The organism is Paenibacillus donghaensis (assembly GCF_002192415.1).
In the GTDB taxonomy this organism is placed as follows: domain Bacteria; phylum Bacillota; class Bacilli; order Paenibacillales; family Paenibacillaceae; genus Paenibacillus_AQ; species Paenibacillus_AQ donghaensis.
Window position 1 is genome coordinate 2,896,278 of the sequence record NZ_CP021780.1, and the last position, 18,535, is coordinate 2,914,812.

The following is an 18,535-nucleotide window of genomic DNA, read 5'->3' on the forward strand; positions in this document are numbered from 1 at the left end:
GGGATGATTCAATGAGAACACAACTTACCCACAAGATTGTACCGCTAATGCTCAGTCTGTCCATGCTGCTGGTGGCTGGCTGCGGCAGCAATACCCCGAACGCGGAAGGCAGTGAAGGTGCAGCGGGTGAAGGGAACTCGGGGACCGGGGCAGTAAAAGTCGAAGTATTCAAAAGCCATATGGGCATCGGCAGCATGCCGGCTGCCGATGATCCGCATGTGAAATACATCGCTGACCAAACAGGGGTTCAGTATGAGCTGATTACAACCCCTCCCGGCTCGGAGCCATCCGAATATCTGAACCTGATGATCGCCTCGGATGACCTGCCGGATATCCTGCGGCCGATCGGAGGCGTCGAGCAGACGCTGATCCAGCAGGGCGGAGCGCTGCCCCTGGATGAACTGCTGCCTGAATATGCCCCGCATGTCTGGGAGAGTATTCCCCAGGAAGCCTGGGATATCGTCCGCTCCGCTTCCCCTGACGGCAAAATCTATTATGTGCCCAAAGTGTTCCTGGTGCCGGAACGTGCACCCCTGATCCGCAAGGATTGGCTGGATAAGGTGGGTATGGAGATGCCAAAGACCAAGGATGAATATGTCGAGCTGCTCAAAGCCTTCCGTGACAAGGACCCGAACGGCAACGGCAAGGCGGATGAGCTGCCTACAAGCGGAAGGGAATTCGGCAGATGGATGGACCATCTGTTCGCTATTTACGGGGTAGCGATGTGGGAAGGGTATCCTGAATGGGATGAATACGATGGAAAAATCCAGTATGCAGGGACCACCGCCAATATGCGGGAGGCCATCAAGTTCATCCGCATGCTGTATGAAGAAAAACTGCTGGACAACGAAACATTCCTGAACAAAGGGGAAGTCTGGCAGGCCAAAATAAACAATAACCTCGTGGGCAGCTGGTACCATTTGCCGGCGAATGTACGTGATCGGTACAATGCCATGCTGACCCAGGCACCGGATGCTTACATTGCGGCGATGCCGCTGCCCAAAGCCGAGGGCTTTGACGCCTTCGTAACCCAGAAGAGCATGGGTGAACCGGAATGGATGATTCCTGCGGCCAAGCAAGATAATGCTTCTAATGCCCTGAAGCTGCTGGATTTCTTCTATAATCCCGAGAATGATGAATTTGTCCGCTTTGGGCTTGAAGGGGAGCAGCATGAAGTCAAGGACGGGCGCAAGGTAATTATCCCGCCTGCCGACAACAAACCGCTTGCACTTGGCATGAAGAATTTGACCACCACAGACGACATGAACAAGCGGATTGAAGAGACTTATCCGGAGAACCAGCAGCAAATGGTCAAAGACATGTTCACAGTCAGCACCGCCGATGCCCGGCAAATTGCCGGTGACGGTCTTCCGGCTTCTGTATATGAAGGTTATCCCGATATCCAGTCCCACAAGCTGTTCCAGGAGGTATTGACCAAGATTGTCATCGGCGAGCAGCCGCTGGAGGCTTATGATGAATACGTGAAGAAATGGAATGCCTCCGGGGGCGAAGAAGTGACCCATCGCGTGCAGGAATGGTATGAGAAGGTGAAAAAATGAGAAAAAGATATGCCATATGCGGTGTCAGCGGCAGAGCTTTGGGACAATTCGCCAAACCGATTCATGAGCTGTTCTCCCATAATTCGGAGGTCGTGGCACTGCTGGATACGGACCCTGCACGATTTGAAGCTTATCGCTCCCGCTTCCCGGATCACACAGAAGTTGCCGTTTATGCAGCTTCTGATTTCGGGACTATGGTGGAGGAGACGAAGCCCGACTGTATCATTGTCGCTGGCAGGGATGATACCCATGTACGCTATATCACAGCAGCGCTGGAGCGTGATCTGGATGTGATCACCGAGAAACCTATGGTCACTACGGGGGCTGACGCCAGACGCGTTCTGGAAGCGGAAGCCGTAAGCCGGGGCAAGGTGACCGTAACCTTCAATTACCGCTATATGCCAATTCACATGCGGATCAAGGAGATGATTCAGGAGGGAAAGGTTGGCCGTGTCACCTCCATAGACCTTAACTGGTATATCGATACCCATCACGGCTCCAGCTACTTCAAACGCTGGAACCGTGAACGGGCCTTCTCAGGCGGCTTGTCTGTCCATAAAAGCACCCATCATTTCGACCTGGTCCAGTGGTGGATCAACCAGAAGCCGGTGGAGGTCTTCGCCTATGGAGCACTGAACTATTACGGTGCTGAAGGCGAGTGGAACCCGGCGCGGGAGGATGGAAGACACTGCCGGACGTGCAGAGTCTCCGAAGACTGTGCCTATTATTCCCGCTGGACACCGCGCAGCCGCCAGATCCGGGTGCCGGATGACCACCTGAATCTGCTCGGTGCAGATTCTAAGGATTTCCCATACACGTCCTACCGTCCGGACCAATGCATCTTTGATTCCACAATCGCAATAGAAGATACGTATACGGCAGCAGTGAAATATAACGGAGGAGCGCTGATGAGCTATTCGGTCAATTTCTCGCTTCCTTACGAAGGCTACCGGCTGGCGGTGAACGGCACACGGGGCAGGCTGGAGACACTGGAATACCATATGCCCGCACGCACGCCTTTCCCCACACCGGTCCAGACTATCGACTACTTTCCCCTGTTTGGGTCGAAGGAGACGATTCATGTCGTACACCGGGAAGGAGGTCATGGCGGGGGAGACCCGCTGCTGCTAGAGGATATTTTTCTGGGCGAAGACCGGAACCGGCCGTACCGGATTCTGTCGGGTGCCGCAGACGGTGCTTATTCAGTTGCCGCCGGGGAGGCGGTATGGCGTTCTGCGGAAGAACACCGGCCCGTTGCCATAGACGAAGTGCTTGGCGGTTGGGGAAGTACAGTGCCGGGGCAGAAAGTGAGAGAGCAGAGAACATGAGCAGACAAGGTTATTTCGCGCCGGAAGAGAGCATTGCCTATCAGGGCGGTGAGGACGTTATGCACACGCTGATGACCATTGCGGCAAGATACATCGGGGCCAATCCGCCGCACCCTCCGGTCTACAGGGTCACCAGACCAGGACCGGTGCGAAAGAGTGAGGACCACCGCTACAGCTTCCCGCTGGGAGAATTGTTCCCCGGCATGCGGCAGGGGCAGAAGGTGTACGCCTGGGCCAAGCTCTGGAGCGACAATGAACAGGAGTTCATCTTTCATGTGACCTGCTTCGGCCCGCTCAGAGTATACCATCAGGGAAAGGCCGTCTACGGCTCCGCCTCAGATGAAGAATATCCTGCGCTCCCCCTGCTGAAGCTGAAACTCCGGCTGGTACAAGGCTGGAATGATTTCGTGCTTGAATTCAGCCGTGGACAGCAGGGAAGCGGCGGCCTGTTCGGCACCGGCTCCAGGAAGAACAAACCTCTTCACTTCATTGTGTCTTCCCTGGAGCGGGAGGGAGAGGAAGGCTGGCTCTATACCGAGCCGCTTGATGCTCCCCTGCAGGAGATTCCAGCAGGTCCCCTGAGGGAGGAAGCTACCGGGGTGAGTTGGCTGCCGCGGCAGGAAGAGCCTGAAGGTGCAGCTCCATTCGGACAGCTGGTACGGATGTATGGCCGATCAAGCGGAATGTCTGCCTATGCGTGGACGAAGATCAACGGCTCGTACTGCGGGCATGAGCCTGTGGTGTTCTCCGGTGAAGCCTTCAGTCCGGTGGAATTCTCGGTTGACGGGAAGGAGGTCTTCCGGCAGGAACGGGCGGGAGCCTTCCGCTTCGAGCTGCAGTTGTCCCCTGCCAGTCATCACCTGACTGCGAACTGTCTCTGCGGACAGCAGGATTGGGGCTTCCGGCTGGATCCGGCTTCACTTGCGCTATTAACTCCTGCGCAGGATGTAAAAGGATACAATGGCAAATGGCTGTACCTGGGACCCTTTCAGGCCGGGCAGGAGATAGACCTGACTGCCTGTCAGACCATGAAGCAAACGGTCCGCAGCGGGACAGGAGAAGACGTATACTGGCGGACGGAACTGCAGGGCGGAGAGGTGCGTCCATTCTTGGAGAATGAATGGTTCGGCCGAGCGAACTATCCGCTTGGAGTCACCTTGTATGGTCTGCTTCAGCTCGGCAAAGCGGGGGACCGGCCGGATATCCGCGACTACGTGCTGAACCACATCGAATTTGCCTCTTCCCGTTTCAGTTATTCCCTGTGGGACAGAGCACGTTATGGGGCCGCTGGACTTAATAACCAGCTGTCGCATATCGACAGCCTGGATGACTGCGGATCTTTCGGAGCTACCCTGCTGCTGGCCGATCAGGAACGCAAGCTGGAAGGGGCCGCGCAGACCGCAGCTCATATCGCGGACTATATTTTGCATCGGCAGGACCGTCTGGAAGATGGAACCTTATACCGCAAGGTTGGTGTCTCAAGAACGATGGATAATACCCTGTGGTGTGATGATCTGTACATGAGCATCCCGTTCCTATGCAGATATGCACACTGGTCGAGTGACGGGAAGGCGCTGGATGAAGCGGCAAGACAGGTACTTTTGTATAAAAAATACCTCTATATCCCGCAGCGGCAAATCATGTCTCACGTGTTCGATGTGGAACGGGGTCAGCCCACACTTACCCCATGGGGCAGAGGCAACGGCTGGGTGCTGTTCTCCTTGTCTGAGCTGCTGACGGCGCTGCCTCCAGAGCATCCTTCCTCCACGGCTCTCCTTCAGTTCTATAGGGAATTGTGTGCAGGATATTTGGGACTACAGGGCAGGGATGGATTATGGCATCAGGTGCTGACGGACCTCGAGTCTTATGAAGAAACTTCCTGTACCTCAATGTTCATCTATTCGTTCGCCCGTGGGGTACAGCTTGGCTGGCATGTGGAGCCGGAACCCTATACACAAGCTGTGCTGCGGGGATGGAGGGGACTTACCCGGCGGTCGATCGACAAACAGGGGAATGTGTACGGGGTATGCAGGGGCTCAAGCTATTCTTTCTCCAATCAATACTACAAGCATGAGCTGAGCTGGAACCTGAATGATATCCATGGGATCGGTATTGTGCTCCTGGCCGGGCTGGAAGCCATGTCCATGCAGGAATGGCAGGAGCACGCTTCGTCTGCGGAAACTGTCGAAACTGTCGAAACTGTTGGCAACCCTGGGAACGGGACACCCATAAGGAGATAGAATAGGCATTACGGCCGGGTCGTATTGGGCAAGCGGGCACTGTATAATGGCGGTATATTGCATATAAGGCGGGAGATAACTGTGACCCTATCCTTTTTAAAGTGGCTGAAATTCAATTTCACCAATACCCAGACCCGGCTGCTGCTGATCCTGACCATTGCCGTCTTTATGATTATTATCGCCGTCGGGATGACTACGTATTATTCCTCCAAGTCGGTATTGCAGCAGGAGCTTAGTGAACCGCAGCACCAGATGCTGCGCATCAGCATGAATGACATTGATGAGGCGATCCGGGAAAGCGACCAGATCGCGGTAAAAATCGCACTGAACGGCAACGTGTATAAATTTCTCACGAATGAAATACAAGGCTCATACCGCAATATCACGGAATTACTGCAGTTTCTGGAAACTCTAATCAGCAGTACACCTTTTATTAAGAGCGCTTACATTTATGATATGGAGCGAGAGAGCATGGTTGCTTTTCCTCAAGGCTATAGCTCCAACAAAGCCAATTTCCCTGATTCGGATTGGGTCGGGGTGGCTGCTGAGCTTAAGGACCGGCCCATGCTGGTCAAGCAGCGGGAGATCCCGGCAGGTTCAGGGAAATCCGTGCCACAGATCACACTCTACCGGAAGATTATGCTGTCCAAGCAGCTGAAGGGGATTATCGCGGTGAATTTCAAGACGGAGCAAATGTTCGAGCATATGCTGCTCTCTTCCGTCTCCCACCTTGACAGCCACCGCTTCATTCTTGATACCGACAACCAGCCGCTGTATGATCTCGGCAATTATGCCGTCGGAGAGGAGGCAGTAGGTCAGGTACTTACACAGCTGGAAGGGGAACAGCTTGGTGAGTTCAAGCATGAAGGCAAGCTCCTGCTGGCTTCACAGATTATTTCGCCTTACACCGGATGGCGCTACCTGTCGGTGATATCGCAGGACAGTCTGCTGGCCAATGCCCGGAAGATCCGCGATATCGTCTTCGTGGTATCTCTGCTGGCTCTTGTGGCAGGGGCGGCCTCGATCACTTTCTATAATGCGGCCGCCTTCAGGCCCGTGAGGCGGATGAGGCAGCTGCTCAGCGGCTATGACCGGGAACGGATCAGCCCGGAACTGATCGATCTGGAGAAAATAACGGGCCAGCTGCTTACGGATCATGCCCAGCAGGCCATTAATCTCCGGCAGACCCTTCCGGAAGCCTCCTCCAAATTTCTGACAGATATTTATACCGGTAATATGACAGGAAATCGGGAAATCGGCGAGAAGTGGAGTCGTTACTTCAAGGATTGGAGTGATGAGCCGCTGGCAGTCGCCATGCTGTCCATCGACGATTATGACGCCTGGTGCGAACGCTTCAAGAAGTCGGATCATTCCCTGCTGAAATTTGCCATTGCCAATATCATTGCCGAGCTGCTGTCCGGACAGTGGCGTGTGCTGTCGGCCGATCTGGGCAGAGACCGGATGCTGGTTATGCTGCAGCCGCTTGAGCCAGGCAGGGACATCAGGGCAGCGGCAACCATCCAGGAAGCACTTGCGATGATCCCGCGGCTGCTTAAGTTCCAGGTCTCCGCCGGTGTGAGTGGATATCAAGAAGGGTTCATGCGGCTTCAGCAAGCGATGCAGGAAGCAGAGCAAGCACTCGAGTACAGATTGTACCGCGGATATGAATACGTGATTCCGTTCGAAGAGATTTCCGGTCATCAGCTGCCGGAGAGCCCTTCCGAAGAACATGAAGTCATGGCTAAGCTGACTGAAGCCATCGAAGCCGGCAGCGGGGAAGAGACACGGAAGGTGCTGGATAAAATGCTCAACCGCATTAAGACTGAGCAGTGGCACCCTTCCTCTGCGCTGAACTTTCTGGAGGCTGTTGCAGATACGCTGGAGCGCATCCGTCTGAACCGCGAGACAGAAGGCTGCGGAATCGAAATGTCCGGCTTGCGGACGATGCATCTGGAAGCTGCCTGGACTCTGCTGCGGAGGCAGGCAGAAGCCTTGGCTGAATGGTTCGGCAGCCTGCTGCTCAGCAAGGACTTCATTCTGTGCCAACAGATGATTACATTTATGAGCAGCCATCTGCAGGACCCTGTAGGCATTCAAGAGATTGCCGGGCACGCCGGCATCGGCACCAGTCTGGCCAGCCAGCTGTTCAAGCAGGAAATGAACGATACCCTTCACGGATATTTCACGAAACTGCGGATGGAACGTGCCTGCGAGCTGCTGCTGGATACGGATTACAGGATTTCAGAGATCGCTTACATGGTTGGCTACCAGCATGAGAACAGCTTTATTCGCGTGTACCGTAAATACAAGGACATTACACCGGGCAAATACAGGGAGATGATGCGCAGCCGCAGAGATTCTCTGCTGGGTTCCTAACATCCCCTGTCTAAACCCGCTTGATGAGAAGGAGGCAGAGCCATTCATGGATCGTAAATCGGTCGTCAACAGGAACCATCCGGTTTTGACACAGCTTGAGCCCAGGTCGCCTTTATCCGTTGGCAATGGAGAATTTGCATTCAGCGCTGATTTTACCGGCCTTCAGACCTTTCCGGATGCCTACGAAATCCCCCTCGGCACACAGTCCAATTGGGGTTGGCATTATACCGGCGGCCATCAGGTCTTCGGAGAACAGGATATCGTCTATCAGGCATTTGAAACCTACGGGCGCAAGGTGCTGTACCCCATGAAACCGGAAGACAAGGAAGAGGCCTACCACTGGCTGCGCCAGAATCCGCACCGGCTTCAGCTTGGGCGGATATCATTCCGGCTGCTGCGGGAAGACGGGCAGGAAGCAGGTGCTGCCGGTACGGTTCCGGTACGTCAGGAATTGAACCTCTGGACTGGTGTCCTGCACAGCGAGTTCACTGTGCAGGGAGCGCAGGTGCGGGTGGAGACAGCTTGTGACCCGCAGCAGGACTGCATAGCCATTCGTGTCCATTCAAGATTAATCCGTGAGGGGCGTCTGCAGCTGTTCGTTGTGTTCCCCTCACCCGATATGACCCACCGGAGCTGGTCCAAATCTGTATTTCCCGATTGGGAGCAGGACAGCAGACACTGTACCGAGCTAACGGAGGTCAGTATGGCTTCCGCTTCGCTGAGACGCGTGCTGGATGAAGATAAATATGCCGTGAAATGGCTCTGGGACGCAGGCCGTCTGGAGCAGACCGGCCCCCATGAATTCACGCTGCTTCCCGAGGCTGTCGAAGACTCCGAAAGCTGGTCCTGCAGTGTGGCTTTTGCTGCCCGGGAGCCGGAGCCGCAGCCAGCAGAAGCTGTTCTGCGCGCAAGCTCGGTCCACTGGGAGGAATTCTGGAACAGCGGAGCCGCAATAGACCTGGCCGGCAGTGCAGACCCCCGTGCTGCCGAGCTGGAGCGCAGGGTGGTGCTGTCCCAGTTCCTGTGCGCCGTGCACAGCGGAGGGTCCATGCCGCCGCAGGAGACCGGCTATATGTACAACAGCTGGTTCGGCAAAATACATCTGGAGATGCACTGGTGGCATGCCGCCCATTTCCCGCTGTGGGACCGTGCCGACTTGCTGCGCAGGAGTATGGATTGGTACCTGACCATCTTGCCCGAAGCTCGTGAGCTGGCCCGTTCCCAAGGTTATGCCGGGGCACGCTGGCCCAAAATGGTCGGCTATAACGGGCGGCAGACCCCGTCACCGGTGGCTCCGGGCTTGATCTGGCAGCAGCCGCATCCGATGGCACTAGCCGAGATGTGTTATTCGGCCCGGCCTGAGCGGTCCGTACTGGAACACTATAGGGACATTGTATTTGAAGCGGCTGACTTTATGGTTTCCTATGCCCATTGGGATGGGGAGAGGGAAGCTTATGTGCTGGGTCCGCCGCTGATCCCCGCACAGGAGAATCATGCCATGAACGACAGTCTGAATCCGCCGTATGAGCTGGAATACTGGAAATTCGGGCTGGAGATTGCCGTCCGGTGGGCAGAGCGGCTGGATCAGCCGGTTAATCCGGCCTGGGTCAAGGTGGCTTCGCAAATGGCGAGGCCCCGGCAGGAGAACGGGGTCTATCTCGCTCACGAGAATTGCCTTGGCACATTTACCGACAAGAACCATGACCATCCCTCGATGCTCGGAGCGCTTGGACTGCTGCCCGGATCGCTGATCGATCAAGAGATTATGCGGAATACACTGCTCAAGGTCAAAGAATGCTGGGACTGGGAATCCGCTTGGGGCTGGGATTTCCCCATGTGCGCCATGACAGCGGCCAGGCTGGGAGAACCGGAGCTGGCGGTGGACTTTCTACTGATGGATGCTACGAAGAACACGTATTTGCCGAATGGACACAACTATCAAAGACCAGGCCTATGGGCGTATTTGCCGGGGAACGGCGGTCTGCTGACAGCTGTCGCCATGATGGCTGCGGGCTGGGCCGGCGGAGAGGAACGGCAAAATCCGGGATTTCCGCAAGACGGAAGCTGGTCGGTGGAGTGGGAAGGGCTTAAACCCCTGCTCTGATCAGCATGCCACTCAATTTGGAAAGGGAGGAGCAAGCCACATGACGAAAGGGACGGTAACCCCTGCAGAATGGAAAATGTATCATGACCGGATAACCGGACTGCCCGTCCGGCAATTGACGGATTACATGGCGCACAGCCATCATTTGTATTTTACCGAAAACGGCTGGTATGACGATTGGAGACGGCTGCTATTCGTCTCGGACCGGGGCAATTCGACCAATCTGTTCTCGATTCATTTAGACAACGGTGAAATCACGCAGCTTACCGATTACAAGAACAATGACCAGTTGGAGGTCTGTCTCCATCCAGAGGGCACTTATGCATATCTTAGGCAGGGGAGGGCTGTTCTCTCTCTTGACCTGAGCTCACTCCGGGAGCAACTGCTGTATGAATGCCCTGCCGGATATAACATCGGCAATCTCAGCTGCACAGCCGAAGGCTTATCCGTTCTGACCTGTATCCAGGAAGACCTGTCCGGCAGGCTGGATTTGGTCTTGGCAACGGATATGTCGGCCATCGAGAGCTGATGGAAGCTGCGCCTTCCAGCAGCATATTATCCATCGACCTTGCCTCGGGCCAGGCTAAAGAGGTATATCAGTCTGATTGCTTCATTACCCATGTGAATGCATCACCCACCAGGCCATGGTTAATGACCTTCTGTCATGAAGGTCCCTGGCATCTCGTGGATCACCGCATCTGGGGCCTGAACCTTAAGACGGGTAAGGTCTGGAGAATCCGTGAACGGCTGGCTCCCGGTGAGAAGGTGGGACATGAATTCTTTTTCCCGGATGGGGAGCGGATCGGCTATCATGGCTTTCGCCCTGACGGCACCAATTTCTTCGGAGCCATCCATTACGATAATTCAGATCTGGAAGAGACGGAGTTTCACTTTGATACCTGGCACGCCCATGCAGACGGATTATCCCAGGCAGTGGCTGACGGCAAGGGGAAAGTGAAGACCCTGACCCTCTGGCGCAGAACGGGGGAGGGGAACTTTGATGTACCCCGGGTCCTGTGCGAGCTGCGCTGCAGCTTTCATTCGCAGAAGGTGCATGCCCACCCACGGTTCACCGGACAGGGGGAGCGGATTGTTTTTACAAGTGACCGAACGGGGTACGCCAATGTCTATCTCATTGATCTTCCACAGGATACATCCACGCTGCCGTTGCTTGAAAGCTGAAGCAATCTGTAAATAGGCGGCGTGGCTAATCAAAAGGAGGGATTACGATATGGCCGAAACTTCGGCAGAGACTACTACACAGGAGCGCAGAATGTCCGTCAAAATTGCAGATACCCTGCTCTCCGAATGCAAGGACGGCAATCACCCGAAGCTTGCGGGCAAATGGGGGTATGTGGGCGGGATGACGCTGATGGCCCTGGAGCGCGCAGCCGTATGGAACAAGGAGCCGAAATACGCCGAGCTTGTTCACCATCATATGGATGAACTGATAGAACAAGCCGGTACCATCCGGACGTACCGGCTGGAGGATTACAATCTGGATATGATCAATGAAGGCAAGAATCTCTTTGCCCAGTGGAAACGCACTGGCGAAGACAAATATTATAAAGCGATTCTGCAGCTGGTTGCCCAGCTGAAAGGACAGCCGCGCACAAGTGAAGGCGGGTTCTGGCATAAGAAAATATATCCGTTCCAGATGTGGCTGGACGGTATTTATATGTCCTCGCCGTTTCTGGCGGAATACGCCAGCCTCTTCGATCATCAAGCCAGCTTCGATGAAGCGGCGCGGCAGATTCTGCTGATCGAGCGGAAGACCCGCAATCCCCGGACCGGCCTGCTGCATCACGCCTGGGATGAGAGCAGGGAACAGCGCTGGTGCGATAAGGACACCGGCCAATCCTTTCATGTCTGGGGCCGGGCCATGGGCTGGTATGCGATGGCAGTGGTGGATGCGCTGGAGCATTTTCCGCTCGATCATCCGCAGCGTGGACAGATCATGGGGATCTTTGAGCGGATGGCCTATGCGATCGCCCATGCACAGGACCAGGACAGCGGGTTGTGGTATCAAGTGATGGACCACAACGGCAGGGAAGGCAACTACCTGGAGGCCTCCGCTTCCTGTATGCTGACCTACGCGCTTGCCAAAGGCCAACGGCTGCATTATTTGGCCGAGCTGGACCACAAAGTCGTCGAACATGCGTATGCGGGTATCCTGAAGCAGCTGGTCACCGAGGATGAACAGGGAGTGCACCTGCACCGTATTTGTCACGGTGCCGGACTTGGCGGCAAGAAATACCGCGACGGTTCCTATGGCTATTATATCAGCGAACAGATCGTCAGCGATGTCCAGATGGGAGTAGCCCCGTTCCTGCTGGCTAGCATTGAAATGGAGAAGCTGGGAGCAGGAGAAGAGTGAAAAAGAAGAGCGGGCAAACGGACACAAGACCCGACAGGAACAAGCTGCGGCTGAGGTATCCGGCTTCCTGGTGGCAGGGGATGTGGCGCGAGGCGCTTCCTTCCGGCAACGGCAAGCTTGGCGCCTCTGTCCAAGGCGGCATACAAGAGGAGACGGTGCTGCTCCTGCACAGTGAATTATGGCATTGGGGCTGGAAGGATGAGCTGCCCGATGTTAGTCATACCTTGCCGGAAACCCGGCGGCTGATGGACGAGGAACAATACCTGGAGGCAAGCTGGCATCTGACCCGAACCCTGCAGGCACAGGGATATGCTTCCAGGCTGTCCTCCCGCTTTCCGCTGGCGGCATTGACGGTTTCAATGACCTGTGACAGCGCTTTTCGCAAATACCGCCGGGAACTGGATATGGACACGGGCGAGGTCCAGGTCCGCTGGCAGGAAGGGAAACGGAGTTATTCTAGAAGCCTATTCGTCTCTCGTGCGGATGATTGTGTCGTCTATGAGCTGGAGGGCCGGGAACTGGAGGAGATAGGCACGGTGCAGGAAACAGGAGCAGCAGGCAAGCCGTTGCTTACGGGGACAGTAGGTCTCCGGTTTCCCCCGGGCGACCGCGTACGGGAAGATGAGGAGTTCACGGCGCTGAAGTTGTCAGTAACAGTCAGAGCAGATGGCGATTACCTATTATATGGCGGCCGAAATGACGACGGACAGGACTTTGGTGCGGTGCTACGCCTGATACGGGTGGAAGAAGAGCCTGGTCTGGAAGATGCTACGGATGGCAAAACCTTGAGCCACTTAGGAAGCCAAATGGATTCAGGTGATGCCCGGCGAAGTGAACGGCATGAACCGGAGCTTAGCGGGAAACTCCATTTCCAAACGTCAGGCAAGCTGCTTATCCTTGTCAAAATGTTTGCCGCAGGCGAGCGGAAGCAGGAATGGTCGCGGCTGAAGCAAGAGCTGGCGGCGCTTGGTACCGATTACGGTACGCTGCTGGCGAGGCATACCGAGTTGCACCAGCCGCTGTTCCGCTCCGCAGAGCTTGATTTGGATGATGCGGCTGATGACGGCTGCTGTAATGAAGAGCTGCTGCTAGTAGCCTATGAAGGCGAAGCTCCCACCGGACTTGTTCGCAAGCTCTGGGCCTACGGCCGCTATCTGTTCATCAGCGGAACCTCTGAACACAGCAGTTTGCCTTTTGGACTATACGGCTTATGGGGGGGCGATTACCGGCTGATCTGGGGCCATAACATGGCCAATGAGAATGTGCAGATGATGTATTGGCATGCCGCTGTCGGAGGGTTGTCCCGCCTGAACCTGTCCTTGTTCCGTTATTACAACGGATTGATGGAGGACTTCCGGGACAACGCACGCAAGCTCTATGGCTGCGGCGGCATCTATATCCCAGCTGGAACAACACCCGGCATGGGTGTCCCGAATCAGATTGTCCCGGTCATCATGAACTGGACCGGAGCAGCCGGCTGGCTGGCCAGGCATTATTATGAGCATTACCAGTACACGGGCGATAGGCAGTTTCTGCTTAAGGAGGCTGTGCCCTTTATGATGGAGGCGTTGCGGTTCTATGAAGATTTTCTGGTGCTGGATGCAGACGGGCAATATATCATATACCCGTCCGTCTCCCCGGAGAACACGCCGGAGAACTTCATGCCAAGGGATGGGCAGCAGCTGGCCCATCCTATGCCCACAGCCATCAATGCCACCATGGACATTGCCATCATTAAGGAATTGCTGCAGCATGTCATTGAAGCCAGCCGTATCGCCGGTATCCACTCCGGCGAGATCCCGCGCTGGGAATCCATGCTGGAACGTTTGCCCTCCTATATCCTGGGTGAGGAGGGGGCTGTGAAAGAATGGCTGCATCCCGCTTTTGAAGACCGGTGTGATCATCGTCATCTTTCACATCTGTATCCTGTTTTTCCTGGACAGGAAGTTACCAGGGAGGAACAGCCGGAACTATTCCGGGCCTTCGAGACAACGGTGCATCAGCGCCAGCTTGGAGCCCAGAGCGGCTGGTCTCTTGCCCATATGTCATCCATATATGCACGGCTTGGCGACGGGGAGCGGGCCTTGGAAAGTCTGGATATTCTTGCACGCTCCTGTCTGCTTAATAATGGCTTCACCCTGCATAACGACTGGCGCAATATGGGAGTATGTATGTCCATGCCGGCAGCTCCCGTGCAGCTGGATGCCAATCTGGGCTGGGTCAATGCGGTACAGGAGATGCTGCTCTTTGTATCGCCGCAATGGATCAAACTGCTGCCGGCACTGCCGGCGCGGTGGACCAGGGGCTCTATTCACGGCTGGTGCATACCGGGAGGCAGCCTGTCCCTCGCATGGGATCGGACAACAGGAACATTTCGGGCAGAGCTGACCGCCATCCGCCGGATCACCACGAGGCTTCAACTGCCGGAATGGACCACCTCAAGTAAGCTGTATATCAGCAATCACAGGATCTTGGCTTCGTCTGCTGCGGACGGTACCTATGTGCTTGATCTTGAAGCCGGCGACAGCCTGGTTGTTGAGCAGACCACATACCAATGATACCCCCGACGGCTTAGTGTTCAGTTCAACAATAAGGGATATGATGAGGTAAATGAACACGAAGAGACGGCAGCCTGAGGGCTGCCGTTTTTTGATTTCATGAATCAGTCTGTGCCGAAAGGCTTTTTCTTGTGATACTCGATGATCGTTCTGGCGGTGGCTTCATCGGTGATGAGCATATTAATGAACTGCCCGCTTAGCGCTGCCATAATGCAATCAATTTTGTGCAGGCCAAACGCCATGCCTACTACTGTGTTGATCTGCTGTAAATGATCCAGGCTTAGCCCAATAACTCTATGGTTAATGGGATGCCTGCTTACGCTTCCATCCTGCTTAATGAATCTGGAATTAATGTCAGCCACGATATCCAGTTCTTTCAATTCGGTCATGAGTTGTTCATTCAGATACCCGGATCTTTCCATAGTTGACAAGGAGAACGGATTGCCGATGCCGACAAGCGCCAGATCAATCTGCTCGCCTTCCCGCAGAACCTGGGCAATATTCGGCAGCAGGCAGATCTGGTCCTTCAGCTCTGCCGTTTCAACGACAGCGGGGGCATAGAGGGTATCACAGGTTCCGCCCAGTTTTTTGGACAATTCATAGGCAATTTGGTTGGAGTGCATCTCATTTCTGTGATTTCCGGTGCCGCCGACGAGTGGAATGATTTTGACATTTTCTTTTTTCTCAAGCGGGAATTCCCGTACCATATGATACAGCGTATTTCCCCATGACACACCGATGCGGTCACCATTCTTAATCAGCTTGAGCACAAATTGGGCAGCGGCCTTCCCAACCGCCCGGGACAATAGCTCCTTATTCAAGTCTTTGGTCGGAACGACCAGGACTTGCTTCAGCTTGAAGACCTGTTCAATTTCTTTCTCAAGGATGGATATCTCCTGGTCATCGTCATTTATGACAATTTCAATGATGCCTTCGTCACGTGCGCGTTGAAGCATCTTGGAGATGACAGGCCGGGATACCCCGATCTTCTCTGCGATTTTCTCCTGTGTCCAAGACTCGTAATAATACATTTTGCAGACCTTCACAATGATTTTGCGTTCTTCTATGTTCACATATAGTCCGCCTTTATCCTAGTAGTGCCTCACATACACACTATAGAGGGGGGGTTGACCAACCGTCAAGCCTGCCAAAATATGGGGAATATTTCCTTGATCCAGATTTGACACTTCGATGACACTGGCATCACAAACCATTATTACAATTGTAATTGTCCGGAACATATGTAAACGAACATGCCATTTTAAAACAACAGCATAGGGTAGGGAGGCATACATGAATGTAACAATATTAGGCTACTGGGGGGGATATCCAACAGCTGGAGGTGCAACTGCGGGTTATCTGGTTACCACTGAAGAAGGTCAAATCCTGCTGGATTGCGGAAGTGGGGTCATGAGCCGGTTTCCTTATGAAACCAGTGTCGAAGCTATCTCAGGTGTCATTCTGTCACATCTGCATCATGACCACATCGCAGATCTGGGAATTCTTCAATATGCAGCGGCAGGAGCGATTCGTAATGGAAGGATGCCGCATAAGCTGACCGTCTATACACCGGCTGAACCGGCTGACAAGCTCAAACCGCTGATGGATGCACATACCGATATTCATGTCATTGATCCTGCTTGCAAGGTGTGGCTGGCCGGAGCCTTAATTGAGTTCATGTCTGTGCAGCACACCATTCCCTGCTATGCCATTAAGGTCACTTATCGTGGCAAAGTGCTCGTCTACTCCGGGGATACCTCCTACTGCGAGGCACTGATTGAGCTGGCCAAGGATGCCGATATTTTTTTGTGCGAGGCAACGATTTGCAGAGGGAGCCTGCATACCACGGGACAAGGGCATATGGATGCCAGTGAAGCTGGTAAGATCGCCGGTATGGCCGGTGTGAAAAAACTGGTACTGGTGCACTTGCCAGGCGACGGCAATCTGGAGCAGATGCGCAGGGAAGCCAGCCAAGCCTTTGGCGGACCTGTAGACTTGCCGGAGCCCTCACGGCTGTATGTAGTCTGATTAGGAAGGTGGCGAAACGGCAATATGTATAAATTGCTGGCCCTGGATATGGACGGGACGCTCTTGAACCCCGACAAGATCATGACGGCAGGCACAATTCATTCTATACAGAAGTTAATATTGGCAGGTACTGCAGTAACCATCGCATCAGGGAGATTTCCTGCCTCTGTATGGCTGCATGCCAGAGAGGCCGGGATGAACTTCCCGCTCGTTGCGCTAAATGGAGCCGTCACCCTGGATACAACAACTGGCAGCCTTCTTTCCGGATTTCCACTCTCCGCAGCAGATGCGGCACGCTTGGTGTCCATAGTACAGGCTTGTGGGGCCTATGTGCATTTTTATGGCTTTAACACGCTTTATGTCCCAGAACTTAATGAGATGAATAAGCGCTGGCCGCTCGCCAACGTGGTCGTTCACCCGGATAAAGAGCTTACTGAAGAGAATTACAGGCTGCAGACGGAGATGATCCGGGTTGAAGCAGTTAATGGCGAGATGATTGATTTCGTTCAGAATTCAGAAGTGCCTGTATACAAGGCTGCGGTGATCTGCACCGATACGCTCGTGCTTGACCAGTTGCTGCTTATTCTACAGAACTGGGGAACCTTCGAGCTTACCCGGACCGGAAGTCACAGATTTGATGTGAATGCCTCTGGAGTCAACAAACAAAGTGCACTGGTGCAGCTGTGCTCGGAACATGGAATTGATTCCTCCGAAGTGGCCGCAGCCGGGGATTATGACAATGATCTCGCCATGTTGCGCTGGGCTGGTCTTGGCATTGCAATGGGCAACGCCAAGACTCATGTTCAGGCGGCCGCTAAGGTGGTAACAGGCAGTAACTCGGAAGATGGGCTTGCCCAGGCTATTCAGCGTCATTTGCTCTTCACTCTATAAATACCAATAAGGGAGAGATTATAGATGAAAACCATTAAAAAAAGCTTGGTACTACCGGCATTAACGGCAATGCTCTTATTCAGCGGCTGTGCGGCACAGGGAGAAAATGCTGCAGAAGGGAAAACGCCAGGCAGTGCGGAAGCGGCGGGAATCTCAGGGGCACTCTCATTCTACACTTCACAACCGGAAGAGGATGCCACCAAACTGACTGCTGCTTTTAATGCTAAATATCCAGATGTCCAGGTTAACATCTTCCGCTCGGGAACCGAAGAAGTAACTGCTAAGATCCAGGCAGAGCAACAAGCGGGCAAGACCCAGGCGGATGTACTGCTACTGGCGGATGCTGTAACGTTTGAGAGCCTCAAGCAGCAGGATCTATTGCAGGCTTATCAATCTCCTGAAGCGGAGAAGTTCCCTGCTGAGCTGAAAGATTCGGAAGGAATGTACACCGGCACGAAGGTTATGGCTACTGTACTGGCTGTGAATACGCAGAAAGTAACAGTACCCCCTACTTCCTGGAACGTATTGAGCTCCGCGGAGAGTAAAAATGCCAGCATCATGCCAAGTCCTTTATACTCTGGAGCAGCAGCCTATAATATCGGCGTATTCAGCCGTACCGGAGGCTACGGATGGGAATTCCTGCAAACGGTCAAGGATAATGGGATAGCTGTCATTAAAGGAAATGGAGCCGCCATGAAAGCGGTGGCCAGCGGTGAGAAGTCTTACGGAATGATTGTGGACTACCTGGTTGCCCGTGAGAAAGCCAAAGGATCGCCGGTAGAGCTCTACTATCCGGAAGAAGGGGTGCCGATCATCACCGAGCCGATTGGAATTATGAAAGAGGCACAGAATACTGACGCCTCTAAAGCTTTTGTGGATTTTGTTCTCTCCGAAGAAGGCCAGAAGCTGTCTGCGGAAATAGGCTACACGCCTATCCGTGAAGGGATAGCAGCACCTGTAGGCTTAAAAAGCATCTCGGAAATGAAGATCCTCTCGGCGGATCTTGATCAGCTGACTGCGGATCGTGAAACGGACAAGCAGCAATTCATCAAAGTGTTCGGCGAATAATGGATG

Annotated in this window: 13 protein-coding genes; 12 read left to right on the top strand and 1 reads right to left on the bottom strand. The window is 54.2% G+C overall.

Annotated elements, in window-relative coordinates:
• Positions 1-11 precede the first annotated feature (11 nt).
• From B9T62_RS12640 to B9T62_RS12675, 9 genes are all read left to right on the top strand, one after another.
• Positions 12-1,559, top strand: coding sequence for an extracellular solute-binding protein (locus B9T62_RS12640; RefSeq protein ID WP_087915576.1), 1,548 nt, complete (start codon positions 12-14; stop codon positions 1,557-1,559).
• Positions 1,556-2,887 (top strand): Gfo/Idh/MocA family oxidoreductase, encoded by a 1,332-nt coding sequence (locus B9T62_RS12645; RefSeq protein ID WP_087915577.1) that lies wholly within the window; start codon positions 1,556-1,558, stop codon positions 2,885-2,887. The genes B9T62_RS12640 and B9T62_RS12645 overlap by 4 nt, the downstream gene beginning before the upstream one ends.
• Complete coding sequence (locus tag B9T62_RS12650; RefSeq protein ID WP_087915578.1) at positions 2,884-5,127, top strand: glycoside hydrolase family 88/105 protein; 2,244 nt, start codon at positions 2,884-2,886, stop codon at positions 5,125-5,127. The genes B9T62_RS12645 and B9T62_RS12650 overlap by 4 nt, the downstream gene beginning before the upstream one ends.
• A gap of 81 nt (positions 5,128-5,208) precedes the next feature.
• On the top strand, positions 5,209-7,503 hold the full coding sequence (locus B9T62_RS12655) for a helix-turn-helix domain-containing protein (protein ID WP_087920256.1): 2,295 nt from the start codon (positions 5,209-5,211) through the stop codon (positions 7,501-7,503).
• 46 nt (positions 7,504-7,549) lie between these two features.
• Positions 7,550-9,607 (top strand): glycoside hydrolase family 65, encoded by a 2,058-nt coding sequence (locus B9T62_RS12660; protein WP_087915579.1) that lies wholly within the window; start codon positions 7,550-7,552, stop codon positions 9,605-9,607.
• Between the two features lie 40 nt (positions 9,608-9,647).
• On the top strand, positions 9,648-10,136 hold the full coding sequence (locus tag B9T62_RS41245; protein WP_281257721.1) for an oligogalacturonate lyase family protein: 489 nt from the start codon (positions 9,648-9,650) through the stop codon (positions 10,134-10,136).
• A complete protein-coding gene (locus B9T62_RS41250; RefSeq protein ID WP_281257722.1) occupies positions 10,136-10,789 on the top strand; it encodes an oligogalacturonate lyase family protein in 654 nt (217 codons plus the stop codon). Before B9T62_RS41245 ends, B9T62_RS41250 begins: the two co-directional genes overlap by 1 nt.
• A 49-nt stretch (positions 10,790-10,838) precedes the next feature.
• Complete coding sequence (locus tag B9T62_RS12670; RefSeq protein ID WP_087915580.1) at positions 10,839-11,984, top strand: glycoside hydrolase family 88/105 protein; 1,146 nt, start codon at positions 10,839-10,841, stop codon at positions 11,982-11,984.
• Positions 11,981-14,542: a glycosyl hydrolase family 95 catalytic domain-containing protein gene (locus tag B9T62_RS12675; RefSeq protein WP_281257723.1), complete on the top strand. Its 2,562-nt coding sequence runs from the start codon at positions 11,981-11,983 to the stop codon at positions 14,540-14,542. The genes B9T62_RS12670 and B9T62_RS12675 overlap by 4 nt, the downstream gene beginning before the upstream one ends.
• A gap of 104 nt (positions 14,543-14,646) precedes the next feature.
• Here the strand turns inward: B9T62_RS12675 and B9T62_RS12680 are convergent, their stop codons facing one another.
• Positions 14,647-15,615 carry a sugar-binding transcriptional regulator gene (locus tag B9T62_RS12680; RefSeq protein WP_245864439.1) on the bottom strand — a complete coding sequence of 323 codons (969 nt, stop codon included), beginning with the start codon at positions 15,613-15,615 and terminating at the stop codon, positions 14,647-14,649.
• 220 nt (positions 15,616-15,835) lie between these two features.
• Between B9T62_RS12680 and B9T62_RS12685 the strand changes: the two genes are divergently transcribed.
• The 3 genes from B9T62_RS12685 to B9T62_RS12695 are packed head-to-tail and all read left to right on the top strand — an operon-like array spanning position 15,836 to position 18,529.
• Entirely contained in the window at positions 15,836-16,570 is a 735-nt protein-coding gene (locus B9T62_RS12685; RefSeq protein WP_087915581.1) for an MBL fold metallo-hydrolase, read from the top strand.
• 24 nt (positions 16,571-16,594) lie between these two features.
• Entirely contained in the window at positions 16,595-17,461 is an 867-nt protein-coding gene (locus B9T62_RS12690; protein WP_087915582.1) for a Cof-type HAD-IIB family hydrolase, read from the top strand.
• 24 nt (positions 17,462-17,485) lie between these two features.
• Positions 17,486-18,529, top strand: coding sequence for an ABC transporter substrate-binding protein (locus B9T62_RS12695; RefSeq protein WP_087915583.1), 1,044 nt, complete (start codon positions 17,486-17,488; stop codon positions 18,527-18,529).
• The last annotated feature ends 6 nt before the right edge of the window (positions 18,530-18,535 follow it).

Coding starts and splice junctions, on each gene's coding strand:
- B9T62_RS12645 (WP_087915577.1), top strand. CDS start 1,556: ATGAGAAAAAGATATGCCATATGCGGTGTCAGCGGCAGAGCTTTGGGA.
- B9T62_RS12690 (WP_087915582.1), top strand. CDS start 16,595: ATGTATAAATTGCTGGCCCTGGATATGGACGGGACGCTCTTGAACCCC.
- B9T62_RS12695 (WP_087915583.1), top strand. CDS start 17,486: ATGAAAACCATTAAAAAAAGCTTGGTACTACCGGCATTAACGGCAATG.
- B9T62_RS12640 (WP_087915576.1), top strand. CDS start 12: ATGAGAACACAACTTACCCACAAGATTGTACCGCTAATGCTCAGTCTG.
- B9T62_RS41245 (WP_281257721.1), top strand. CDS start 9,648: ATGACGAAAGGGACGGTAACCCCTGCAGAATGGAAAATGTATCATGAC.
- B9T62_RS12660 (WP_087915579.1), top strand. CDS start 7,550: ATGGATCGTAAATCGGTCGTCAACAGGAACCATCCGGTTTTGACACAG.
- B9T62_RS12670 (WP_087915580.1), top strand. CDS start 10,839: ATGGCCGAAACTTCGGCAGAGACTACTACACAGGAGCGCAGAATGTCC.
- B9T62_RS12650 (WP_087915578.1), top strand. CDS start 2,884: ATGAGCAGACAAGGTTATTTCGCGCCGGAAGAGAGCATTGCCTATCAG.
- B9T62_RS12685 (WP_087915581.1), top strand. CDS start 15,836: ATGAATGTAACAATATTAGGCTACTGGGGGGGATATCCAACAGCTGGA.
- B9T62_RS41250 (WP_281257722.1), top strand. CDS start 10,136: ATGGAAGCTGCGCCTTCCAGCAGCATATTATCCATCGACCTTGCCTCG.